The 19018-nt window shown below is 67.1% G+C and carries 25 protein-coding genes; 14 read left to right on the top strand and 11 right to left on the bottom strand.

Going from position 1 to position 19018, the window contains the following annotated elements:
- Positions 1–13: 13 nt before the first annotated feature.
- A complete protein-coding gene (locus AC1RP5_RS25190; RefSeq protein WP_493115341.1) occupies positions 14–1072 on the bottom strand; it encodes a glycosyltransferase in 1059 nt (352 codons plus the stop codon).
- A gap of 238 nt (positions 1073–1310) precedes the next feature.
- Between AC1RP5_RS25190 and AC1RP5_RS25185 the strand changes: the two genes are divergently transcribed.
- The 4 genes from AC1RP5_RS25185 to AC1RP5_RS25170 are packed head-to-tail and all read left to right on the top strand — an operon-like array spanning position 1311 to position 4417.
- Complete coding sequence (locus tag AC1RP5_RS25185) at positions 1311–1736, top strand: SRPBCC family protein (RefSeq protein ID WP_493115339.1); 426 nt, start codon at positions 1311–1313, stop codon at positions 1734–1736.
- Between the two features lie 26 nt (positions 1737–1762).
- A complete protein-coding gene (locus tag AC1RP5_RS25180; protein ID WP_493115337.1) occupies positions 1763–3391 on the top strand; it encodes a UbiD family decarboxylase domain-containing protein in 1629 nt (542 codons plus the stop codon).
- A gap of 10 nt (positions 3392–3401) precedes the next feature.
- Complete coding sequence (locus tag AC1RP5_RS25175; protein WP_493115335.1) at positions 3402–4025, top strand: UbiX family flavin prenyltransferase; 624 nt, start codon at positions 3402–3404, stop codon at positions 4023–4025.
- Between the two features lie 35 nt (positions 4026–4060).
- Positions 4061–4417: a copper resistance protein CopC gene (locus AC1RP5_RS25170; protein WP_493115333.1), complete on the top strand. Its 357-nt coding sequence runs from the start codon at positions 4061–4063 to the stop codon at positions 4415–4417.
- Positions 4418–4439: 22 nt separating this feature from the next.
- Here the strand turns inward: AC1RP5_RS25170 and AC1RP5_RS25165 are convergent, their stop codons facing one another.
- Positions 4440–5453, bottom strand: a complete 1014-nt coding sequence (locus AC1RP5_RS25165) for an FUSC family protein (protein ID WP_493115331.1) — start codon at positions 5451–5453, stop codon at positions 4440–4442.
- A gap of 38 nt (positions 5454–5491) precedes the next feature.
- Between AC1RP5_RS25165 and AC1RP5_RS25160 the strand changes: the two genes are divergently transcribed.
- Positions 5492–6856 carry a UbiD family decarboxylase gene (locus AC1RP5_RS25160; protein ID WP_493115329.1) on the top strand — a complete coding sequence of 455 codons (1365 nt, stop codon included), beginning with the start codon at positions 5492–5494 and terminating at the stop codon, positions 6854–6856.
- A 79-nt stretch (positions 6857–6935) separates the two neighbouring features.
- Positions 6936–7940 (top strand): Bug family tripartite tricarboxylate transporter substrate binding protein, encoded by a 1005-nt coding sequence (locus AC1RP5_RS25155; protein ID WP_493115327.1) that lies wholly within the window; start codon positions 6936–6938, stop codon positions 7938–7940.
- A gap of 67 nt (positions 7941–8007) precedes the next feature.
- On the opposite strand, the gene AC1RP5_RS25150 is transcribed toward AC1RP5_RS25155, so the two are convergent.
- The gene (locus AC1RP5_RS25150; RefSeq protein ID WP_493115325.1) at positions 8008–9519 is read right to left on the bottom strand and encodes a class I adenylate-forming enzyme family protein; all 1512 of its coding nucleotides are present in this window, start codon (positions 9517–9519) and stop codon (positions 8008–8010) included.
- Positions 9520–9569: 50 nt separating this feature from the next.
- Complete coding sequence (locus tag AC1RP5_RS25145; protein ID WP_493115323.1) at positions 9570–10313, bottom strand: SDR family oxidoreductase; 744 nt, start codon at positions 10311–10313, stop codon at positions 9570–9572.
- Positions 10314–10387: 74 nt separating this feature from the next.
- Here AC1RP5_RS25145 and AC1RP5_RS25140 point away from each other — a divergent pair, with 74 nt between their 5' ends.
- From AC1RP5_RS25140 to AC1RP5_RS25130, 3 genes are read left to right on the top strand one after another with little or no spacing between them, the layout of a single operon-like run.
- On the top strand, positions 10388–10768 hold the full coding sequence (locus AC1RP5_RS25140; protein ID WP_493115321.1) for a Rid family hydrolase: 381 nt from the start codon (positions 10388–10390) through the stop codon (positions 10766–10768).
- Positions 10769–10799: 31 nt separating this feature from the next.
- On the top strand, positions 10800–11264 hold the full coding sequence (locus tag AC1RP5_RS25135; protein ID WP_493115319.1) for a hypothetical protein: 465 nt from the start codon (positions 10800–10802) through the stop codon (positions 11262–11264).
- Positions 11265–11272: 8 nt separating this feature from the next.
- Positions 11273–11803 carry a hypothetical protein gene (locus AC1RP5_RS25130; protein WP_493115317.1) on the top strand — a complete coding sequence of 177 codons (531 nt, stop codon included), beginning with the start codon at positions 11273–11275 and terminating at the stop codon, positions 11801–11803.
- 3 nt (positions 11804–11806) lie between these two features.
- Here AC1RP5_RS25130 and AC1RP5_RS25125 read toward each other — a convergent pair whose 3' ends face one another.
- A complete protein-coding gene (locus AC1RP5_RS25125; protein WP_493115316.1) occupies positions 11807–12094 on the bottom strand; it encodes a hypothetical protein in 288 nt (95 codons plus the stop codon).
- Between the two features lie 165 nt (positions 12095–12259).
- Here AC1RP5_RS25125 and AC1RP5_RS25120 point away from each other — a divergent pair, with 165 nt between their 5' ends.
- Positions 12260–12577, top strand: coding sequence for a hypothetical protein (locus AC1RP5_RS25120; protein WP_493115315.1), 318 nt, complete (start codon positions 12260–12262; stop codon positions 12575–12577).
- Positions 12578–12599: 22 nt separating this feature from the next.
- On the opposite strand, the gene AC1RP5_RS25115 is transcribed toward AC1RP5_RS25120, so the two are convergent.
- Entirely contained in the window at positions 12600–13565 is a 966-nt protein-coding gene (locus AC1RP5_RS25115) for an alpha/beta hydrolase (protein ID WP_493115313.1), read from the bottom strand.
- Between AC1RP5_RS25115 and AC1RP5_RS25110 the strand changes: the two genes are divergently transcribed.
- The 4 genes from AC1RP5_RS25110 to AC1RP5_RS25095 are packed head-to-tail and all read left to right on the top strand — an operon-like array spanning position 13564 to position 15860.
- Positions 13564–13800 (top strand): zinc-finger domain-containing protein, encoded by a 237-nt coding sequence (locus AC1RP5_RS25110; protein WP_493115311.1) that lies wholly within the window; start codon positions 13564–13566, stop codon positions 13798–13800. The genes AC1RP5_RS25115 and AC1RP5_RS25110 overlap by 2 nt on opposite strands.
- A gap of 12 nt (positions 13801–13812) precedes the next feature.
- Positions 13813–14271: a MaoC family dehydratase gene (locus AC1RP5_RS25105; RefSeq protein WP_493115309.1), complete on the top strand. Its 459-nt coding sequence runs from the start codon at positions 13813–13815 to the stop codon at positions 14269–14271.
- Between the two features lies 1 nt (position 14272).
- Positions 14273–15049: a crotonase/enoyl-CoA hydratase family protein gene (locus tag AC1RP5_RS25100; RefSeq protein WP_493115307.1), complete on the top strand. Its 777-nt coding sequence runs from the start codon at positions 14273–14275 to the stop codon at positions 15047–15049.
- Position 15050: 1 nt separating this feature from the next.
- Positions 15051–15860, top strand: coding sequence for a phytanoyl-CoA dioxygenase family protein (locus AC1RP5_RS25095; RefSeq protein WP_493115305.1), 810 nt, complete (start codon positions 15051–15053; stop codon positions 15858–15860).
- 79 nt (positions 15861–15939) lie between these two features.
- Here the strand turns inward: AC1RP5_RS25095 and AC1RP5_RS25090 are convergent, their stop codons facing one another.
- The 5 genes from AC1RP5_RS25090 to AC1RP5_RS25070 are packed head-to-tail and all read right to left on the bottom strand — an operon-like array spanning position 15940 to position 19014.
- Entirely contained in the window at positions 15940–16317 is a 378-nt protein-coding gene (locus tag AC1RP5_RS25090; protein ID WP_493115304.1) for a hypothetical protein, read from the bottom strand.
- A 49-nt stretch (positions 16318–16366) separates the two neighbouring features.
- A complete protein-coding gene (locus AC1RP5_RS25085; protein ID WP_493115302.1) occupies positions 16367–17389 on the bottom strand; it encodes an NADPH:quinone oxidoreductase family protein in 1023 nt (340 codons plus the stop codon).
- 9 nt (positions 17390–17398) lie between these two features.
- Positions 17399–18166 (bottom strand): crotonase/enoyl-CoA hydratase family protein, encoded by a 768-nt coding sequence (locus tag AC1RP5_RS25080; RefSeq protein ID WP_493115300.1) that lies wholly within the window; start codon positions 18164–18166, stop codon positions 17399–17401.
- Positions 18167–18175: 9 nt separating this feature from the next.
- Entirely contained in the window at positions 18176–18556 is a 381-nt protein-coding gene (locus AC1RP5_RS25075; protein ID WP_493115299.1) for a hypothetical protein, read from the bottom strand.
- Complete coding sequence (locus tag AC1RP5_RS25070) at positions 18553–19014, bottom strand: hypothetical protein (protein ID WP_493115297.1); 462 nt, start codon at positions 19012–19014, stop codon at positions 18553–18555. Before AC1RP5_RS25070 ends, AC1RP5_RS25075 begins: the two co-directional genes overlap by 4 nt.
- Positions 19015–19018 lie beyond the last annotated feature (4 nt).

Genomic DNA, 19018 nt, shown 5'->3' with positions numbered 1-19018 from the left:
CGGCCGGAACGTATCAGGCAGCCGAGCGCCAGTATCCCTGCTCGCCGTTCGCGTCGGTGCCGCGGGTCAGGCGCTGGACGAGGTCGACATAGTGGCGGGCGCCGGCCTCGAGCGTCAGGTTCTCCGTCACGTAGGCGCGGGGAGAGAACTCGCCCTGCACGACGCTCGACCAGAAACGCAGAAACGTCCTGCTGAACTCCCCGGTATCGCGGAACTTCATCCCGCACCTGTCGTCCCAGTACGGCACCGACGTCACCGGTCCGAACTGGACGCGATGCGGATGGTAGTTGGTGTCCTGCCAGACCCCGCCCAGGTCCCAGGCGAAGACCGGCACGTCGCACGACAGCGTCTGCTGGAGCGCGATGCCCTGGGTCTCGTGCTCGCAGAGGAACACCATCGAGCGTGACCGGGCGAGGAGGGCGCGGAACTGCTCCTCGCGATAGTAGCCGTAGCCGATGGTGGCGACGCGCAGCCCGCGTGCCTCGAGGTCGCGGATGATCGGATCGCGCACCGCCGCGCGATCGCGGGCGAGATGGCAGCGGATCTTGTCGTAGACCAGGACGTCGATGTCCTTGGTGACGTCGGGCGACGGCCGCCAGCCGTCGGTGTCGATGCCGACCGGCCAGGCATGCACCTTGTCGCCCCAGTAGGGTTCGCACATCTGTCGCACCCATTCGCAGGGCACCAGCACGCCGCGGATGTTGTGGTCCGAGAGCAGCGTCGGATTGTCGATCGGATGATCGTAGACGGCGGCGCCGAACACGATCGGCGTGCCGCAGGGAATCTTCTTCAGCACCGGCGGCTTGCCGATGACGCAGGCGATCTCGCCAGGATCGCGACGCAGGCGCGCGTAATCGTTCACCCGGTAGGGGACGCCCAGGCGATCCAGGCCGGCGCACAGGTTCAGGAACACGCGCGTATGACCGGCGGGCTGCTTCGGGCCACGCAGAAGTCGGCGCGCGACCGCCCGCGGATAGCGGTCGAACGGCAGCCAGCGGTCGGGAGTGCCCTCTTCGTAGAACAGGTTCAGCGGCTGGCCGGCGGTCGATGAACCGTGAAGCGTATTTCGCATCCATCCCGCAAGATTCGCCAGACGCCCTTCGCGCATTTGTGAAGGCGCATCGTCGTGCGTCAGCGGCGAGAAAAGCGAAGGGCGAGAAGCTGCAAAGGGCGACACAGCGGAATCCAGTGCAAAAAGGACGGACCGAGCGTCTTTGATCGGTCTTGCACCACTGATATCGTCGCTGCCTTAAGGCCACCTTACGTCATGTTGCGGTTTCGCTGAAATTTGTTCACAGGGAGGTGAAGTCTTGTCCGACCACGCTCTTCGTCACGCAGTAAACATTAAATCCGACGCCCCGAAGGTCCTCGCGGCCCTGACCACCCTGGAAGGCCTCAAGGGCTGGACGATGGCCGAGGTATCGGGCGGGGCCGGCGTGGGAAGCAAATGGACCCTGAAGTATGCCGACGGCCCCAGTTTCGTCTGGGAAGTCGCGGAACAGGGCGCGGACAAGGTCGTCTGGAAGTGCGTCGCGGGTCCGGGCGACGCCGCCGGCACCAGCGTCTCGTTCGAGCTCGGTAAGACGCCTCATGGTCGGGTCCATCTTACTTTCGCCCATTCCGGCTGGCCCCATCAGAAGGGCAACTTCGAGAAGTGCAATGCCTTGTGGGGGATGATGCTGCATCACCTCAGGGGCTACGCCGAGCACGGAAAGACCGCGCCCGCCTATTCCTGATTTCCTTTTTTCTGGCGGGTCACACAATGCAGCAGTCTCTTTCCGACTTCGTCGAGTCGATGGACAAGGCGGGTTTCCTCGTGCGCGTCACGGACGAAGTCCGCGTCGACCAGGTGCCGAAGATCATGGAGGCCAATCCGACCAAGGCCGTCCTGATCGAGAAGATCAAGGACACCGAGTTCTCGGTACTGGCCAACGCCTATTCCAACCAGGAAATGTTTGCCTGGGCGATGGGCTGCGACAAGACCCGGACCGGCCTGGAGATGGTCGCGCGCTCCAAGGGCCGCATGAAGTGGGAGACGGTGACGACGGCGCCGTGCAAGGAAGTGATCCTGAAGGGCGACGATGTCGACCTGACGAAGCTGCCGCTGTTCCTGCATCACGACCGCGACGGCCACGCCTACACCAACGACAATCTCTTCATCAGCAAGCATCCCGACACCGGCGTCTACGACTGGGGCATCTATCGCTCGATGTTCCGCACGAAGAACGAGAAGTCGGTCGACATGACCTGCACCTCGCACCGTCAGCGCATCCACGCGATGGCCGCGGCGGCGAAGGGGCAGAATCTCGAGGTCGCGATCGTGCTGGGCGGCCCGACCATCGACAAGATCTCGGCGCTGGTCGGCGTCACCACCGACACCGACGACTTCGAGGTGCTGGGGGCCTTCTATGGCGCGCCGGCCAAGATGATCAAATGCGAGACCATCGACGTGATGGTGCCGGCGAATGCCGAGATCGTGCTCGAGTGCGAGCTGATGGCGCTCGAAGGACTCGTCTATGACGAGGGCCCGTACGGCGAGTTCACCGGCATGTACGGCGGCGGCATCAAGCACAATTATCGCCTCAAGGTGAAGGCGATGACCTACCGCAAGGGCGGCATCTTCCAGCACTGCACGATCGGCGGCCTGCATCCCTGGTACACCGACAACATGCTGCAGCTTCCGGCGATCGAGGCCGACCTGTTCAACGGGCTGAAGCAGGGCGGGATCGACGTGCGCGAGGTGCGTTGCCCGCTGGGCGGCCTGTCGAACATCGCCTACGCCAAGATCCATCCGCTGGGCGCGGGCGATTCCAAGCAGGCGCTGGGCATCATGCTGACCTGCTCCAAGCAGGGCCTGCCCAAGATCGCGATGGTGTTCGACACCGACGTCGACATCTGGGACGACCAGGCGGTACTGGCGGCCATGGCCTATCGCTACATGCCGGACAAGGACACGGTGCGGCTCGACGGGCTGAACACCATGACCGTCGATCCCAAGAGCACGACGCTCGGCATCTCGTCGAAGATCGGCATGGACTGCACCGTGCCGCTGGGACCGGAATGGAATCCCAACGAGTTCGTGCGCAGCACCGTCACCGACCTCGGCGATCCGCCGGCCGATCTCAAGATCATGACCGAGGAAGCGCTGACCAAGGACATGGAGGCGTTCATCCGCGCCGAGCCGCGCGCCTGGCACGACATCCTGAAGCAGTATCATGGCCAGCCCTATCCGGTACTCTACCGCGCCTTCGGCAACCTGCGGCACAAGCTCGGCCGCACCAACGATCCGCCCTGGTATCGCTACACCCTGTCGGACACGCCGTTCTCGTGGGAGGCGAAACCGCAGCCGCTCAATCACTCGGACCCGCGTCACATCAAGACCGGCGGCTGAGGTATTGCGAATGGCAGCGGACACGCCTGTCCGGCGCATGGTCGTCGGCATCACCGGCGCCTCGGGAACGGTCTACGGCATCCGCGTGCTGGAAGCGCTGCGCGCCCTGAAGATCGAGAGTCATCTCGTGATCTCCAAGGCGGGCGACCAGACGCGGTCGCTGGAGACCGACGTGTCGGCTTCGGAACTGCGGGCGCTCGCCGATCACGTTCACGCGCCGGGGGACATCGCCGCTTCGATTTCGAGCGGATCATTCCAGACGATGGGCATGATCGTGGCGCCGTGCTCGGTGCGCACCCTGAGTGAGATCGCGACCGGCGTGACGTCGAGCCTGGTCGCGCGCGCCGCCGATGTCTGCCTGAAGGAGCGGCGGCGGGTCGTGCTGATGTTCCGCGAGACGCCGCTGCATGCCGGCCACATCAAGAGCATGCTGGCCGTCACCGAGATGGGCGCCATCGTCGCCGTGCCGTCGCCGGCCTTCTATACGCGGCCGAAGACCGTCGACGACATCGTCACCCATTCGGTGGCGCGCGTGCTCGACCTGTTCGGCCTCGACACCAAGACGTTTCCGCGATGGACCGGCCCCTCCGGCGTGGAGAAGCCGGGCGTCGCCAAGCGCAGGAGCGGCAAGTGATGATGTTGCGACGCCTGACGATTGCGGCCCTGATAATGACGCCTGTCGGTTTCGTTCCCGCGCTGCATGCGCAGACGGCGGCGGACGACGTGCGGGTCACCGAGTCGACGCCGGCCGCGAACGCCCATATCGGGCGCAAGAGCAGCGCCTTCTTCGTGCGCTTCGACCGGCCGATCGATCACATCAAGTCGACGCTGGTCATCAAGCAGGGCGACAAGGTGGTCGAGCGGCTGCATCCACGGCTCGGATCGGCGCCCGAAGTGCTGTTCGCCGCCGCGCCGACCTTGCCGGACGGCAGCTACGTGCTGCATTGGGCGGTGATCACCGTCAACGGAACCAAGGCCATCGAGGGCGACATTCCCTTCCAGGTCTCCGACAATCCGCCGAAATAGGCGCGGCGTGCGATCCGCCCGCTCACGTCACCTTGAGGATCCTGCGTCCCACGAAGATCGTGAGGAAGGCCACGGCCACGCCCAGTGCCGCCTCGACCACCCGGTCGACCAGGATGGGCGGCCAGGGCAGGCCGCGGCTGATGTTGCTCATGCCGATGGCGAGCGGGCTGAAGAAGAGCAGGGCGATGCCGAAGTTCCGCGCCACCGCGATCTGCGCCAGCGCCTGGCAGACGATGATGATCGCGATCAGCGCGAGATGGCCGGGATTGAAGGAGAACAGGAACGTGGCGATCGCCACGCCGCCCAGCGTGCCCAGCATCAGATGGATCGCGCGTCGCCAGACATCCCGGGCGGCCAGCGCCGGCATCAGCGCCGCGACGGTGACCGCCGCCCAGAAGGGATGGCCGATGCCCAGCGCGAGGGCCAGGACCCAGGCGGCCACCACGCCGAAGGTCGCGGCCGCCAGCAGGACCAGATGCTGCCGATGATCGAGATCGGCATAGCCCGCGGCGATGCGGCGCCGCCAACCGTCGGGCTTGGGCTCGTCGGGCGGCGCGCCGATGCCGTTGATCACGGCCAGCAGCACCGAGAAGGCCGCGCCGCCGGCACCGACAGCGAGGGCGAGCGGCAGGCTTTCCCATTTCGCCGGGATCGCGGCGATGATCAGCAGCACCAGCACGAAGAACATTTCTCCGCGCGGCACCCAGCGCATCGCGGCTCCCAGCGTGACGGCCGCGATCACGGTGAGCGCCAGCAAGAGGCCCAGGACGATCAGCGGCGCGTGCGCGGCGGACCAGGCCATGGCCACCGCCATCGTGACGACGAGGCCCGCGCCGGCGACGATCTGGCTTTCGACGCGGCGCTTCGCGGGTTCGCTGTCGCCATAGAGCATCGCCAGCCCGCCGAACGCGGCATAGACGGCAAGATCGAGACGGCCGATCGCGTCGAGCGCCAGCAAGGGCAGGCCGACCGCGGCGGCGACGCGAATGGCGGCTTCGATGTCGTGGCGGCGGATATCGGCGAACAGTTTACGCATCACGTATTGTACTCGTGCACCGCAAGGACGGATTGACCATGCCCTACCAAGATATGCGTGCCTTCCTGACGGCCCTGAAGAACGCGGGCGAGCTCGTCGATATCGCACGCCCCATCTCTCCTAAATATGACATCGCCAAAGCGCTGGCCAAGACAAGTGCGATCCAGGGCCCGGCGCTGATGTTCACGCAGACGGGGACCGACTTCCCGCTGGTGGCGGGCGTCTACGGCAATCGCCGGCTGGCCCTGATGGCCTTCGAGGCCACCGAGCAGACCATCCACGAGAAGGTCCTGAAGGGCATCAACAACCCGATCGCGCCCGTCGACTTCAAGGGCGCGCCGCCCTGCCAGGAGGTCGTGCTGACGGGCGATGCGATCGACGTCACGAAGCTGCCGGTGCCAACCTACAGTCCGAAGGACGGGGGCGCCTACATCACCGCCGGCATTGTCGTGTCGGAGAATCCCGAGACCGGCATTCCCGACATCGGCAACTACCGCTTCCAGGTCCATGGGCCGAAGGAGCTGGGCGTGTTCTCCGCGTCGAACCACCGCTTCGGCAAGAACATGGCCCATGCCATCGCCATGGGGAAGGAGCTGCGCGGCGCGATCGTCATCGGCGTCGATCCGCTGACGATGTATGCCGGCCAGGTGCAGGCAAGCGACAGCACCAACGACTGGTTCACGGCGGGCGGCCTGCGCGGCGCGCCTGTCGAGCTCGCAAAGGCGGTCACCAACGACATGAAGGTGCCGGCCTGGGCCGAGATCGTCATCGAGTTCACCGTCGATACCAAAACGGAGAAGATGGAAGGCCCGCTCGGCGAATATACCGGCTACTACACGCCGGCCTCGCCGAAGCCGGTCGCGCGAATCACCGCGATCACCCATCGCAAGAACGCGATCTTCCAGGGCCTGCTGACTGGCAAGCCGATCACCGAGAATCATGTCCTGAAGCAGATCCCGTTCGAGACCTCGATCCTGCGCCAGCTCCAGGCGCAGTTCCCGACCATCTCGGACGTCTCGATCAACAGCTCGGGCGGCGTGCAGACCTATGTCGTGATCGCCATGAAGCCGCGCTACGAGGGCGAGGCGCGCCACGCCATCCTCGCGGCGATGGCGGGCAACCTGCATCCGAAATGGGTGATCGTGGTCGATCCCGACATCGACATCCGCAACTCGGCCGAGGTCGAGTGGGCGCAGTCCTTCCGGGTGAAACCCAGCCAGGACGTGTTCATCGTCGACCGCACCGCCACCGCGCCGCTCGATCCCTATACCAACGGCGGCTATTCCTCCTCGGTCGGCATCGACGCCACCAAGCCGTTCGGTGAGGAGTTCCCGGACGTCTCGGAAGTGCCGGACTGGAAGGACTTTCCCCTGCCGGAGCTCGACGCCGCGACGCGCAAATAGGGGCGCCTCCTCCTCCGGTGGGCTTGGCGGGACAGCCGGTTTGGGCGACAGTCCGCGGCATAAACCGGGAGGAAGAAACATGACCCACCAGAACCGCCGCGGCTTCGTCCGCGCCTCGGGCGCCGCCGCCGCGCTCGCCGCCTTCGGTCTCGCCGGCCGTGCCGGCGCGCAGGGCACCCAGCTCGAGAACGTGCGCATCGTCACCGGCTTCCCGCCGGGCGGCACGTCCGACACGCTGTGCCGCCGCGTCGCCGAGGGCATCAAGAACAGCGCCTATACCAAGGCCGCGATCGTCGAGAACAAGGCGGGTGCGGGCGGCCAGATCGCCATCCAGTCGATGAAGGGCGCGCCGACCGACGGCAGCGTGATCCTGCAGACGCCCGCGTCGATGCTGATGATCTACCCGCACATCTACAAGAAGCTGGCCTACGACGCCTTCACCGACGTGACGCCGGTGACGCTCGCCTGCACCTTCGACTTCGGCTTCTGCGTCGGTCCTGCCGTGCCCGACAGCGTGAAGAACATTCCGGAGTTCCTGGCCTGGTGCAAAGCCAACCCGGACAAGGCCAATTACGGCTCGCCGGCCTCGGGCTCGGTGCCGCACTTCATCGGCGTGCTGCTGGGCCAGGCGGGCGGCATCGAGCTTAAGCATGTCGCCTATCGCGGCACCCAGCCCGCGGTGCAGGACATGGTCGGCGGCCAGCTTCAGGCCGTGTCCGGCCCGGTCGGCGAGTTCACCCAGCAGGTCGCCGCCGGCAAGGCGCGCCTGCTCGGCGTCTCGGGCGCGACCCGCAGCCGCTTCGCGCCCGATGTCCCGACCTTCGCCGAGCAGGGCTACAAGGATCTGGTCTTCTCCGAATGGTTCGGCTTCTTCGCGCCGGGCGGCACGCAGGCCCCGGTCGTGAACCGCGCCAACGAAGCCCTGCGCGCCGCGCTCGCCCAGAAAGACGTGATCGACGGCCTCGCGGTCATGGGCCTCGAAGTGAAATCCTCGACGCCGCAGGAACTCGCCGCGCTCCTCAAGGAGAGCTACGACCGCTGGGGCCCGATCGTGAAGAAGATCGGCTTCACGGCCGATTCATAAGTCATCCGGACCGCGGGCCTCCCGGCCCGCTCATGACTGCGGGCCTGGAGGCCCGCGGTCCGATGAATCAGACTCGCTTCGCGTCGTCGCGAGCGTAAGTCGCGACGGCGCGATCGACCAGGGTCTTGCGGTCGATCTTGTTCGTTCCCGCGAGCGGCAGCTCGTCGACGAACCAGACCGCGCGCGGATGGGCGTAGGCCGGGCCGTTGTCGAGCGCGAAGCGGCGCAGCGTCTCCTCCGTGGGCGACGTGCCGGGCTTGGCCACCACGAAGGCGACCGGGAGCTGGTACTTGATCTCGTCCGGCACCGGCACGACGCAGGCCTGCGCCACGTCGGGATGCTGGCCTAACAGCTTCTCGACCTCGCCGGGATAGACGTTCTCGCCGCCGCACTGGAACATGTCGTCGGCGCGGCCGACGAAGAAGACGAAACCGTTCTCGTCGCGGCGCATCACGTCGCCGGTGTCGTACCAGCCGTCGATCAGGCGCTTCTTCGTGTCGGTCTCGCGGTTGAGGTAGCCGCTCATCAGCGCGGGCGTGCGGATGTGCAGCACGCCCTGTGTCGCACCTGTCTCGGCGCCGCCGATGAACTTCACCTCGATGTTCCTGCGCGGATAGCCCAGCGCGCCCATCGGCTTCGGGACCCCGTCGGGATGCGGCCCGAAGCCCAGCGGGCCGGACTCGGTCGTGCCCCAGCTGTTGGCCGTCTCGGCGTTGGGGAACATCCGGTGCATCTGCTCGAAGAACTCCGCCGTCGAGGGGGCGGAGCCCGTGACCGCCGTGGTGACGCAGCCGAGATCGGCCTTGGCCAGCTCCTCGGTCTCGCGCATCACCAGCGCCAGCATCGTCGGCACCGAGGTGATCATGGCGACGCGATTGCGGTCGATGGCGCGGATGAAGCCGCGCGCGGTGAAGCTGGTCATCAGCACGATCGTGCCGCCGTTGATCATCACCATCTTGGCGCTGAAGAGGCCGTTCATGTGGAACAGCGGCGCGGCGATGATGATCTTCTGGTCCTCGATGCCGGGCTTCTGCTCCGGCGTCGCACCGGTCGCCCAGATGTAGCCGCCATGCGTCAGCGGCACGCCCTTGGGCAGGCCGGTCGAGCCCGACGTGTAGAGCACCATGGCGACTTCTTCCGGCGCCATGTCGATGGAGTCGAAGGCGCCGGGATCGAGCAGGCTGTCGAGGTCCTCGATCGCCACGGTCGGCACCAGCGCGCTGACCAGCGGCGCGCGCTCGGCGTCGGCGACCGCGAGCTTGACCGAGGAGTCCTTCATGATGTGCGCCACGGTCTCGCGCGGCAGCTTGTGATTGACGCAGACCGATACCAGGCCGGCTGCCATGGTGGCCATGTAGAGCACCAGATAGTCGGCGCTGTTGGCCGCCACGATCGCCACGGCGTCGCCGCGAGAGAGGCCGCGCTTCAGCAGGCCGCGCGCGAGGGCTGCGATGCGGGCACGGGCCTCGCCGTAGCTCAGCCGGAACTGTTCGTCGCCCTCCGGCGAGACCTGGATGATGAAGGGCCGGTCGGCCGGCGCCTGAGGGTCGAGGATGGCGGCGAGGTTCTTGAGCGTCATGTGTCCCTGAATGCTGTCGGCTGGTTTTCCTGCAAGCAACATGCCGGGCATCAGCCGCGGCGATGGAATTGCGAGCCGCCGTAGGATTGATCGGTCGGCACGATCTCCATGTAGCTCACGTCCATGCGCTGCGGCGCGCCCAGCACGAACATGACCGCCTCGGCGATGTCACCGGGCTGCAAGGTCTCGAAGCCGTCGTAGAAGCGGCGCCTGCCTTCTTCGCGATCGGCCATCAGGCCGAGATGAGCGCCGGTCTCGACCCGGCCGGGCGCGATCTCGCTCACCCGCACGCCGGTTCCGTGCAGGTCGAGCCGCAGGGTCTGGCTGAGATTGTGGATGGCGGCCTTGGTCATGCCGTAGACCGGCATGCCGGGCAGGGGACCGGTGCCCGCGGTCGAGCCGAGATTGACGATGTGGCCAAGCCCCCGTGCCGTCATGCCGGGCACGACGGCGGCCAGGCAGTTCAGCGTGCCGCGCAGATTGACGTCCATCAGCACGTCGATGTCGTCGGGCGCGGTCTCCCACGACACGCCGCCGCGCACCGGCGCGGAGGCGTTGTTGACCAGGACGTCGGCGTCGAGCGAGCCCAGCGCGTTCAGCACGGCGTCGCGATGGGAGATGTCGAGCGCCATCGGCCGGCAGCCGGTCTCCTGCGCCAGTGCGACGAGGTCGTCGGACGAGCGGGCGACGGCATAGACGTCGAGGCCGCCGACCCTGAGTTCGCGGACGATCGCCGCGCCGATGCCGCGGCTCGCGCCGGTGACGATGGCGGTGCGATAGCGATCGAGAGACACGGCTTCCTCCTTGCCCGGCGCGTCGGGCTGCCTAGAGTGCGCCAGCATAGCGCATCGAAAAGCTGGAGCGAGACATGGCCAAGAAAGTCTTTCCCGACGGTACCGAGGTCGCGGGCTTCTACGTCCGGACCATCAAGAGCGGGCCGTTCGTGTTCGTGTCGGGGACGACCTCGCTCGACCCCAAGGGTCGGGTCCAGGGCAAGGACGCCGCCCAGCAGACCACCATCACCATGCGCAAGATCGAGGCCGGCCTGAAGTCGGCCGGCGCCCGCCTGGGCGACCTCGTGCGCACCACGATCTACGTGACCGACATCCGCGACATGGGCGCCGTCACCAAGGCGCTCGGCAAGTCGCTCAAAGGAGCGGTGGTCACATCGACGCTGGTGGCGGTGAGCGCCCTTGCCGTGCCGGGCCTGCTGGTCGAGATTGAGGCCACGGCCGTCGTCGATAAGTGATGTGGGGCGACGGTTGAGCGGGGAGAGCTACATGAGCGTGAAGAGAGTGCGTTTGCTCGGGCGCCGTCAGGCGCTGGTCGGGTCGGTGGGAGCTGTCGGATCGATTCTGGCGGCGCCGGCGATCGCCCAGCAGCGGGTCAAGTCGGGGACGGTCAGCATCGAGCAGGTCCAGGTTGCCTTCTTCGGCAGCGGCAATGTTGGCAGCGGCACGCTCCATTACGAAGGAAAGAACTATCGCTTCTCCGTCGGTGGACTGGGCGTCGGCGGCTTCGGCGTCTCCAAGATGGAAGCCTATGGCGACGTCTACAATCTCAAGACGCTGCGCCAGTTCCCCGGCGCCTACGGCCAGGCGCGCTACGGCATGGCGGCCGGCGACCAGGGCAAAGGTGAGATGTGGCTCGAGAACACCAATGGCGTGATGATCGACCTGAAGACGCGTCGACAGGGCCTGGCGGTGTCGCTCGGCGCCGACGCCGTCATCATCGATTTCAAGTGAGGCGGCCCATGACGATCTTCAGCCGCGCCCTCGCGGGCGCCCTTGTCGTCGCTGCCGCCTCCAGCCCGGCGCTGGCGCAGGACGATGTCCAGACTTTCAATGCCTTCGCGGTGGTGGTTGCCAACGGCAGCATCGTGCGCGCGGGTGAGAAGCAGCTCTTCGTGGCGGCGACCCTGGCCGGCCCGATGTTCATCGAGACCGACGAAGGGCCGCAGCAGGCCGGGCGCGTCGGCTGTGCCGTGTCGTCGAAGATCGACCAGGGGACCCGCGCGACCAGCGCCTCGGGCGCTTGCACCTTCACGGCGAACGACGGCGCAACCGCCTTCGGCGACTGGGACTGCGCCGGCTACGAGCTCGTGGGTTGCCGCGGCACCTTCAAGCTGACGGGCGGCACCGGCCGGTTCGAAGGCGCGAGCGGCGAAAGCACGCTCCTGTGGCGGCCGACGGCGCACGAACTCAAGAAGCAGCTCGACGGCATGACCCTCGACAACGCCACCGGCATCGTCCAGTGGCGCGACTTCAAGCTGAAGGCGAAGTAGGCCTCAGCCGGCCGGCGGATAGGGGATGCGGTTGCGCTGGAGGAGATCTTCCAGCGCCTTGATGCCTTGCTGGTAACGGCCCTTCTGGCAGTCGATGCCGGCCCCGAGACGAGTCATGTCGGGGCCGCCCGAGCCCTCGCCGCGTCGCAGATTGTAGCGGTCGTACAGGCCGCCGAGTTCGGCGCAGCGTGCGGCGAGTTGCTCGTTGGTCTGTTGGGCATGCGGCGCCGCGGGCGCCAGCGCCAGTCCGGCGAGGCCGAAGAGGAACAGGGACTTGAGGTGGGTTTTCATGCCTCACCCTAGAGTCTTTCCCGGCAGCGCAAGATCACGTCGCGTTCACAAATTGGTCGATGGACCCGAGGCAGGGAGCAGGCACGCCCGCGTGACCTTGCACCCGTCTGCGGCCGCGATGTACTGTCGTTTGCCCTTTTCATGCAGGGCCAAAGGGGAGAGCCGATGACGACGCGATCGATGATTCAGGGGATGTTCGTGGTGGGCATCGCAGCTCTGGTCGCGGCCTGCGGCATGGCCAAGGGTACGCCCGGCGAAGATCCCCGCACCGAATCGAACGCGACGCAGGTCACCTGGACCGACGGCAAGCCCGCGATCTCCATCAGCTGCAAGGAGCCCGGCGGCTGCCAGACCCGCGCGGTCGCCATGTGCAACAGCAGCGGCGGCAACTACACGGTGCTCAAGATGGAAAACATGCCGACGCGCGGCGACATGACTGCGGTGCGCGGCGCGGCCTCCGTCATCATTCGCTGCGGCGCTTAAAAGCCTGATCGGCGAGCCGCGTTCAGCGGCTCCGCTTCGATCCCCAGAGGCCAGCCATCTCGGGCTGGGACTGCGAGGCGTCAGCGCCGGACGGCAGCTTGGCCTCGTGATCGGAGATCCACACGACCACGTCTTCGGTGACCGCCGGCCCCGCCTTGTCACGCATCAGCAGGTGATAGCCGTTCTTGTAGAAGGCGAGCTTCGAATCGGCGCGCGGCGGCATGATCTCGATGGCGGCCTTCACCGGTTCCTGCGGCACGATGCGATCGCCCAGCCCGTACATCATGAGGTAGGGCTCGCGCACCTTCGCGGCCGAGGCGCGGGCATCGTCCATCAGGTCGACCAGCCCGTAGGCCATGTCGAGGCGCGGCTGGCGCAGCATCATCGGGTCGTTGCGCAGCTTGTCGATGGTCTTGGGATTGTCGGTCGGCTGGTAGTCGATCGAGGTCGGGCCGGCTGGCATCCACGGGATGGTATGGGCGAAGAACCACAGGCCGGCGCTGGTCAGCGGGCCGAACGTGTCGCGCGAGCGCACCGCCGCCGCCGACAGGATCAGCCCGTCCGACGGGGTGCCGCGGTCGGCCGCGACCAGCACGACGGCGCCGCCCATGCTCTCGCCGGCCAGGTAGAAGGGCACGCCAGGATGGCGGGCGCGGATCAGCTCCGCGACCGCCTTGGCGTCGTCGACCAGGGCGTCGGTGCCCGGCCAGCGGCCGCGTGTCGGGCTGCCGCCGAAGCCTCGCTGGTCATAGGCATAGGTGGTGATGCCGGCGCCGGACCAGGTGCCGGCCGGCTCCTCCCAGGCCATGCGATAGTCGCCGAAGCCGTGCAGGGCCAGGATGACCGCCTTGGGCGCGCCCTTTGCCGCAGGCCAGACCGACAGCGGTAGCGAAGTCCCGTCCGCCGCGACATAACGGTCGTCGGTCAGCTTCGGCGCCTGCACCGAGCCGCCCGCCGGAACGACGGTCGGGGCACAGGCGGAGAGCATGACCGCGGCAGCCGAGGCCGCTATCATTCGCCGGCGTAACAGGAGTGGGATCGTGACGGAGCCGTTTGAAGTCATCACTGTCGATACTGACCGCGTCGCCTGCGATGGCGGTGGCGGCGCGTTGGGCCATCCCAAAGTCTACCTGAACCTGGGCAGCGAGGGACATGTCGAATGTCCCTACTGCAGCAGGCTATACAAGTTGCGCGAAGGCGCACACCCCGCCCACGCACACTAAGGGAACGGCCCCGTGAAACAGCTCGGTGAAGGCTGGAACTGGCGCGACCTGAAGGTCGGCGACACTTTCGTCACCTATGGCCGGACGATCTTCGAGGCCGATCTCCTGAACTTCGTGACCCTTTGCGGCTTTTCCGAGGAACTGTTCACCAACAAGGAATACATCCAGAGCCATGCACCCATGCGCGGCGGGCATCCCGTGCCAGGCGCCTTGGTTTACTCCATGGCGGAAGGTCTCGTGATTCCGACGACCCTGCAGGGCTCGGGTCTCGCATTCCTGTCGATGGGCTTCGACATCAAGGGCCCGACCTACGTGAACGACACGATCCACGTCGAGATCGAGGTGACGGAGATCAAGCCGACCTCCAAGGACCCGTCGCGCGCACTGGTGCGGACCACCAACCTGATCAAGAACCAGAAGGGCGAGACGGTGCTGGTCTACACACCGTTGCGCATGATGCAGGGCCGGTAAGGTGGCAAAGGTCGCGGTCGAGCGGGAGGGCGCGACGACGATCGTCTCGATCGACCGCTTCGCCGAGGCCCGCAACGCCGTCGATCCCGAGACCGCCATCCTGCTGCGCGAGGCCTTCCTCGCTTTCGACGCCGATGAAACCCAATCCGTCGCCATCCTGACCGGACGCGGCGGCTCGTTCTGCGCGGGCTACGACCTCAAGGTCGCGGCCACGCGGGAAGGCGTGGGCCAGCACGATCCCGCCGGCCCCGGTCCGATGGGGCCGACGCGCCATCTCCTCTCCAAGCCGGTGATCGCCGCCGTCGAGGGCTATGCCGTCGCGGGCGGTCTCGAACTGGCGCTGTGGTGCGACCTGCGCGTGGCGTCGGAGAGCGCGAAGTTCGGCGTGTTCTGCCGGCGTTGGGGCGTGCCGCTGATCGATGGCGGCACCGTTCGTTTGCCGCGCCTGATTGGCCACAGCCGTGCCCTCGACATGATCCTGACCGGCCGCGAGGTCGGTGCGCGCGAAGCGTTCGACTGGGGACTGGCCAACCGGCTGGTGCCCGAGGGACAGGCGCTCGATGGAGCCCTGGCGCTGGCCGAGATCCTCGCGAAATTTCCGCAGACCTGCCTGCGCTCCGACCGGCGCTCGTCCTACGACCAGTGGTCGCTCGACGTGCCGGCTGCCCTCGTCAACGAAGCCCGCCATGGCATGCCGGCGCTGCAAGCCGAGTCGCGCAAGGGCGCGGCCCGCTTCGCCGCCGGCAAGGGCCGCGGCGGCGATTTTGGAGAGATCTGACATGCCGATGCCGACCGACGCCGAGATTGCCCGCTATCGCGAGGACGGCGCCATCTGCCTGCGCAACGCCATTCCGATGGAGTGGATCGAGCGCATGCGCGCCGCCGTCGACGACGACATGGCCAGGCCGGGACCGATGGTGCGCATCAACACGCCCAAGGGCTCGCCCGGGCTCTTCTTTGTCGACTTCCAGCTCTGGCAGCGCCATCCGGATGCGCGTGCCTTCGTCTACGAATCGCCCGCGCGCGAGATCGCCGCGAAGCTCATGGGCTCGAAGGAGGTCGTCTACTATCACGACCATCTTTTGGTGAAGGAGCCGGGCACGCAGGAGCGCACGCCCTGGCATCACGACCAGCCCTACTATCCGATCGACGGCGAGCAGGTCGTCTCGCTGTGGACGCCCCTCGATCCGGTCGATCGTGCGACCTGCGTCGAATACGTGAAGGGCTCGCACCGCTGGGGCCGCTGGTTCCAGCCCAAGTTCTTCAAGCAGGGCGGCGTCGACCTGCAGGTCCAGGACAGCCGCTTTGAGCCGCTGCCCGATCTCGATGCCGAGCGCGATAGCCACGAGTTCCTCGCCTGGGACATGGAGCCGGGCGACGTCATCGCCTTCCATGCGCTCACCCTGCACGGCGCTTCGGGCAACCGCTCGACCTCGCGCCGCCGTCGCGCCTGGGCGACGCGCTGGTGCGGCGACGATGCGCGCTACGGCGCGCGCGCCGGCCAGATCTCGCCGCCGATCGAAGGGCATGGGCTGAAGCCCGGCGACCGGCTCGAATGCGAGACCTTCCCCAAAGTCTGGCCGCAGTGAACGAACCCGTCGTGTTCGCCGGCGTCATTGCGCTCGCCTCGTCGGCAGCGGTCGTCGCGTCGAGCGTGTTCCGCCGCGGTTAGGCCGGCGGCTCGAAACTGTCGAGCCACTCGCGGGCGTGATGCAGCTCGCGGAAGATCTTCACCGGCCGGTCGCCTTCGGCCAGGACTTCGAACAGGCGGGCCTGCTGGTAGGCGCGCTCGGTGACCGCGACGATGGCGATCGGGCCAAGCTTGTCGACTTTCATATAAGCGCGGATGCGGGCGCCGATCGCCATCATGTCGGTGTCGCTCAGACCGACATCGGCATGCGTCATGTCGAAGATCTTGCGGTAGGGCAGGGCGTCCGCCACGGCGACGCCGTCGAGATAGTTTTCGATATCCTCGAGGCGCAGTTCATCCCGCGCGACCGCAATCACGAGTCGATGGGGCTTGGAGATCGTCCATTGAACCGGCATGCGATTTGACTATGCCGGAACGATTGCAGCGCCGACAAGCGTTCCCGCGTTACGGGACCAATACGGCCTTGCCGACGACGGTGCGCTCCTCGATCAGGCGGAAAGCCTTCACCCAATCTGCAAGGTCGTAGCTGGCGGCGACCATCGCCTTGAGCTTGCCTTCGGTGAACCAGCGCATCAGTTCTGCCTGCGCATCCATCACCATCGCGCGCCGGCGGGCCAGCGCACGGGCTTCCTTTTCCGTCGGCGCGGTCTTGCCGCCCCAGCCGTTGTAGTAGCCGTAGTAGAAGCCGATCACCGTCACGTTCTTGACCAACAGGATGTTCGCCGGGATCTGGGGAATGACGCCGCTCGCGAATCCCATCGGGATGATGCGGCCTTCGGGCGCCACGCAGCGCATCGACGCCGCGAAGGCATCGCCGCCGACCGGATCGTAAATTACATCAGCGCCGCGCCCGTCGGTCAGCTCCAGAACCTTGGTGCGCAGGTCCTCCGAGCGGTAGTCGATCAGGTGATCGGCGCCCACGGCCTTGGCGGCGGCGAGCTTGTCGGCGCCGCCGGCGCTCGCGATCACGGTGGCGCCCATCGCCTTGCCGACCTCGATGCCGGTCAGGCCCGAGCCGCCGCCCGCGCCATGGACCAGCAGCACTTCACCCGGCTGCAGGTTGGCCTTCCACTTCAGTGCGCCATAGGCGGTGGGATAGAGGGTCGGGAAATTCGTCGCCTCGGCGTAGGGCAGGGCGTCGGGGATCGGCACCGCATTGGCGGCAATGGTCACGCAATATTCGGCGAAGCCGCCGCGGCTGCCGCCGGTGGCGATGCGCTGCCCGATCTTGAGATGACTGACGCCGTCGCCCAGCGCCACGACTTCACCCGAGATCTCGTTGCCCGGCACGAAGGGCAGCGGCGGCTTGTTCTGGTGCTTGCCCTGGACGCCGAGCATCGCCGCGAAGCTCACGCCCGCAGCGCCGACCTTGACGAGAATCTCGCCCGGCCCCGGCGTGGGCTTGGGCATGTCCATGATCTTGAGAGACTCGACCGGGCCATAGGCCTCGCACACCAAAGCTCGCATCGCTTCCTCTTACTTCTTGAATTGGCCGTGCCGGCCTTCGCCGCTGGCGAAGCGCGCGGCTCCGCCTTGCGATTCCTGCCGGCGGGCGTCCAGCGACAGTTCCATCTCGCGCCGGATCGCCGACGCCTCGTCTCGGTCGAAGCTTTCGTAGGCGGACTGGCGGTCCGAGGTCATGGCGATCGGCGGGAAGCCCGCGATCTGGCGCGCCAAGGTCTCGGCCTCGGCGCGGGTCGTGCCGCGCGCGAACTTGCGGGTGGCGAGGCCGATGGCGATCGCCTCGTCGGCGCCGACGGCGCGGCCGGTCAGCAGCATGTCCATGGCGCGGCCCTGGCCCACGATGCGCGGCAGGCGCACCGTCGTGCCGTCGCTCATCGGCACGCCCCAGCGGCGCGAGAAGACGCCGAAGGTCGCCGTTTCGTCGACGATGCGGATGTCGCAGAACAGCGCGACGCCGAGGCCGCCGGCACAGGCATGGCCCTCGACGGCGCCGATCACCGGCTTGGAGAGTGGCGCGCGCAGCGGGCCCTCGTCACTGCCGGCCCACGGAAAATAATCGGTGCCGGAGCCCAGCTCCTTGAGATCGGCGCCGGCGCAGAAGGCGCCGCCTGCGCCGGTCAGCACGGCGACGCGCGCCACGGCATCGGCCTCGAAGGCGCGCAGCGCATCGGCAAGTCCGTGCGCGGCCTCGTTGTCGAGGGCGTTCTTGGCCTGCGGCCGGTTGATGGTGATGGTAGTCACCGGCCCATTGGCCTCGACCAGGATTTTCGGCGTGCTCATGCCATCGTCTTAGCGAACCGTGGCGAGCTCGTCTTCAAGCTGGGCGTTGGAGCGGGCCGGTGTGCGGAAGTACCACCAGTTCGTCGCGGCGGTCCATTTCTCCTTGCGGGCGGTGCCGCCGCCCCAGACGCAGCGCTTGAATTCGCGCGTGGCGGCCATGAACGCCCGGTCGGCATCGTCGAGCTTCAAGGCGTGGTCGCCCATCTCCTCGCGGCCGAACATCGGCAGCGCCTCGAGGATCAGCTCGCGCACGTCGACGTCGTTCAACCAGTTGTCGAGGTCGAAATTGTAGCCTTCCCGCTCGAGGTCGCGGGCGAAGGTGGCCCACTGATCGATCAGCTCCTGCAGGTCGGCGACGTTGGGCGGACCGGGCGGTGGTGGCGGCTTCAATCATTCCCCCGTTCGGACTGCCGGCGGTAGTAGCGCTCGCCGTCGTTGGGTTTGAAGAAAGTGCGTATGACGCCGTTGGCATTGAAGGCGATGAAGGCGCCGGTGTCACGGTCGAAGCGCGTCACGACGCCGTCACGCCGCACGGTCTCGAGGATCGGTCCACCCACCTTGGCATCGCGCAGCAGTTGAGCCTGGCGGAGATAGTCCGGCTTGGTGATGCGGCCGAATTCGGCGCCGTGTTTCTGATAGTGCTCGTCGAGGCGGCGCTGGTCGGCGAAGCCTACGCTGGCACCCCAGCCCTGACCCGCTTCACGCGCTTCGGCGGAGATCGTGGGTCCGCGCGCGGCTTCGCGCTGGCCGCGTTCGGAGACTTGGGTCCAGAAGAGGAAGATCGCGACCGCCGCCAGGGCCGCCGACAGGAGGCGACGCCACGGCAAGCCGCGGGAGCGGACGTTCATGCCG

It is taken from the genome of Reyranella sp. GW821-FHT12G01 (assembly GCF_058806575.1).
This window is presented reverse-complemented; position numbering and strand designations above follow the sequence as displayed.

Bases quoted from the DNA above. Each gene is read 5' to 3' on its own strand.
- AC1RP5_RS25190 (WP_493115341.1), bottom strand. From the start codon at position 1,072: ATGCGAAATACGCTTCACGGTTCATCGACCGCCGGCCAGCCGCTGAAC.
- AC1RP5_RS25180 (WP_493115337.1), top strand. From the start codon at position 1,763: ATGCAGCAGTCTCTTTCCGACTTCGTCGAGTCGATGGACAAGGCGGGT.
- AC1RP5_RS25175 (WP_493115335.1), top strand. From the start codon at position 3,402: ATGGCAGCGGACACGCCTGTCCGGCGCATGGTCGTCGGCATCACCGGC.
- AC1RP5_RS25170 (WP_493115333.1), top strand. From the start codon at position 4,061: ATGACGCCTGTCGGTTTCGTTCCCGCGCTGCATGCGCAGACGGCGGCG.
- AC1RP5_RS25165 (WP_493115331.1), bottom strand. From the start codon at position 5,453: ATGCGTAAACTGTTCGCCGATATCCGCCGCCACGACATCGAAGCCGCC.
- AC1RP5_RS25160 (WP_493115329.1), top strand. From the start codon at position 5,492: ATGCCCTACCAAGATATGCGTGCCTTCCTGACGGCCCTGAAGAACGCG.
- AC1RP5_RS25155 (WP_493115327.1), top strand. From the start codon at position 6,936: ATGACCCACCAGAACCGCCGCGGCTTCGTCCGCGCCTCGGGCGCCGCC.
- AC1RP5_RS25150 (WP_493115325.1), bottom strand. From the start codon at position 9,519: ATGACGCTCAAGAACCTCGCCGCCATCCTCGACCCTCAGGCGCCGGCC.
- AC1RP5_RS25140 (WP_493115321.1), top strand. From the start codon at position 10,388: ATGGCCAAGAAAGTCTTTCCCGACGGTACCGAGGTCGCGGGCTTCTAC.
- AC1RP5_RS25135 (WP_493115319.1), top strand. From the start codon at position 10,800: ATGAGCGTGAAGAGAGTGCGTTTGCTCGGGCGCCGTCAGGCGCTGGTC.
- AC1RP5_RS25130 (WP_493115317.1), top strand. From the start codon at position 11,273: ATGACGATCTTCAGCCGCGCCCTCGCGGGCGCCCTTGTCGTCGCTGCC.
- AC1RP5_RS25125 (WP_493115316.1), bottom strand. From the start codon at position 12,094: ATGAAAACCCACCTCAAGTCCCTGTTCCTCTTCGGCCTCGCCGGACTG.
- AC1RP5_RS25120 (WP_493115315.1), top strand. From the start codon at position 12,260: ATGACGACGCGATCGATGATTCAGGGGATGTTCGTGGTGGGCATCGCA.
- AC1RP5_RS25110 (WP_493115311.1), top strand. From the start codon at position 13,564: ATGACCGCGGCAGCCGAGGCCGCTATCATTCGCCGGCGTAACAGGAGT.
- AC1RP5_RS25115 (WP_493115313.1), bottom strand. From the start codon at position 13,565: ATGCTCTCCGCCTGTGCCCCGACCGTCGTTCCGGCGGGCGGCTCGGTG.
- AC1RP5_RS25095 (WP_493115305.1), top strand. From the start codon at position 15,051: ATGCCGATGCCGACCGACGCCGAGATTGCCCGCTATCGCGAGGACGGC.
- AC1RP5_RS25090 (WP_493115304.1), bottom strand. From the start codon at position 16,317: ATGCCGGTTCAATGGACGATCTCCAAGCCCCATCGACTCGTGATTGCG.
- AC1RP5_RS25085 (WP_493115302.1), bottom strand. From the start codon at position 17,389: ATGCGAGCTTTGGTGTGCGAGGCCTATGGCCCGGTCGAGTCTCTCAAG.
- AC1RP5_RS25080 (WP_493115300.1), bottom strand. From the start codon at position 18,166: ATGAGCACGCCGAAAATCCTGGTCGAGGCCAATGGGCCGGTGACTACC.
- AC1RP5_RS25070 (WP_493115297.1), bottom strand. From the start codon at position 19,014: ATGAACGTCCGCTCCCGCGGCTTGCCGTGGCGTCGCCTCCTGTCGGCG.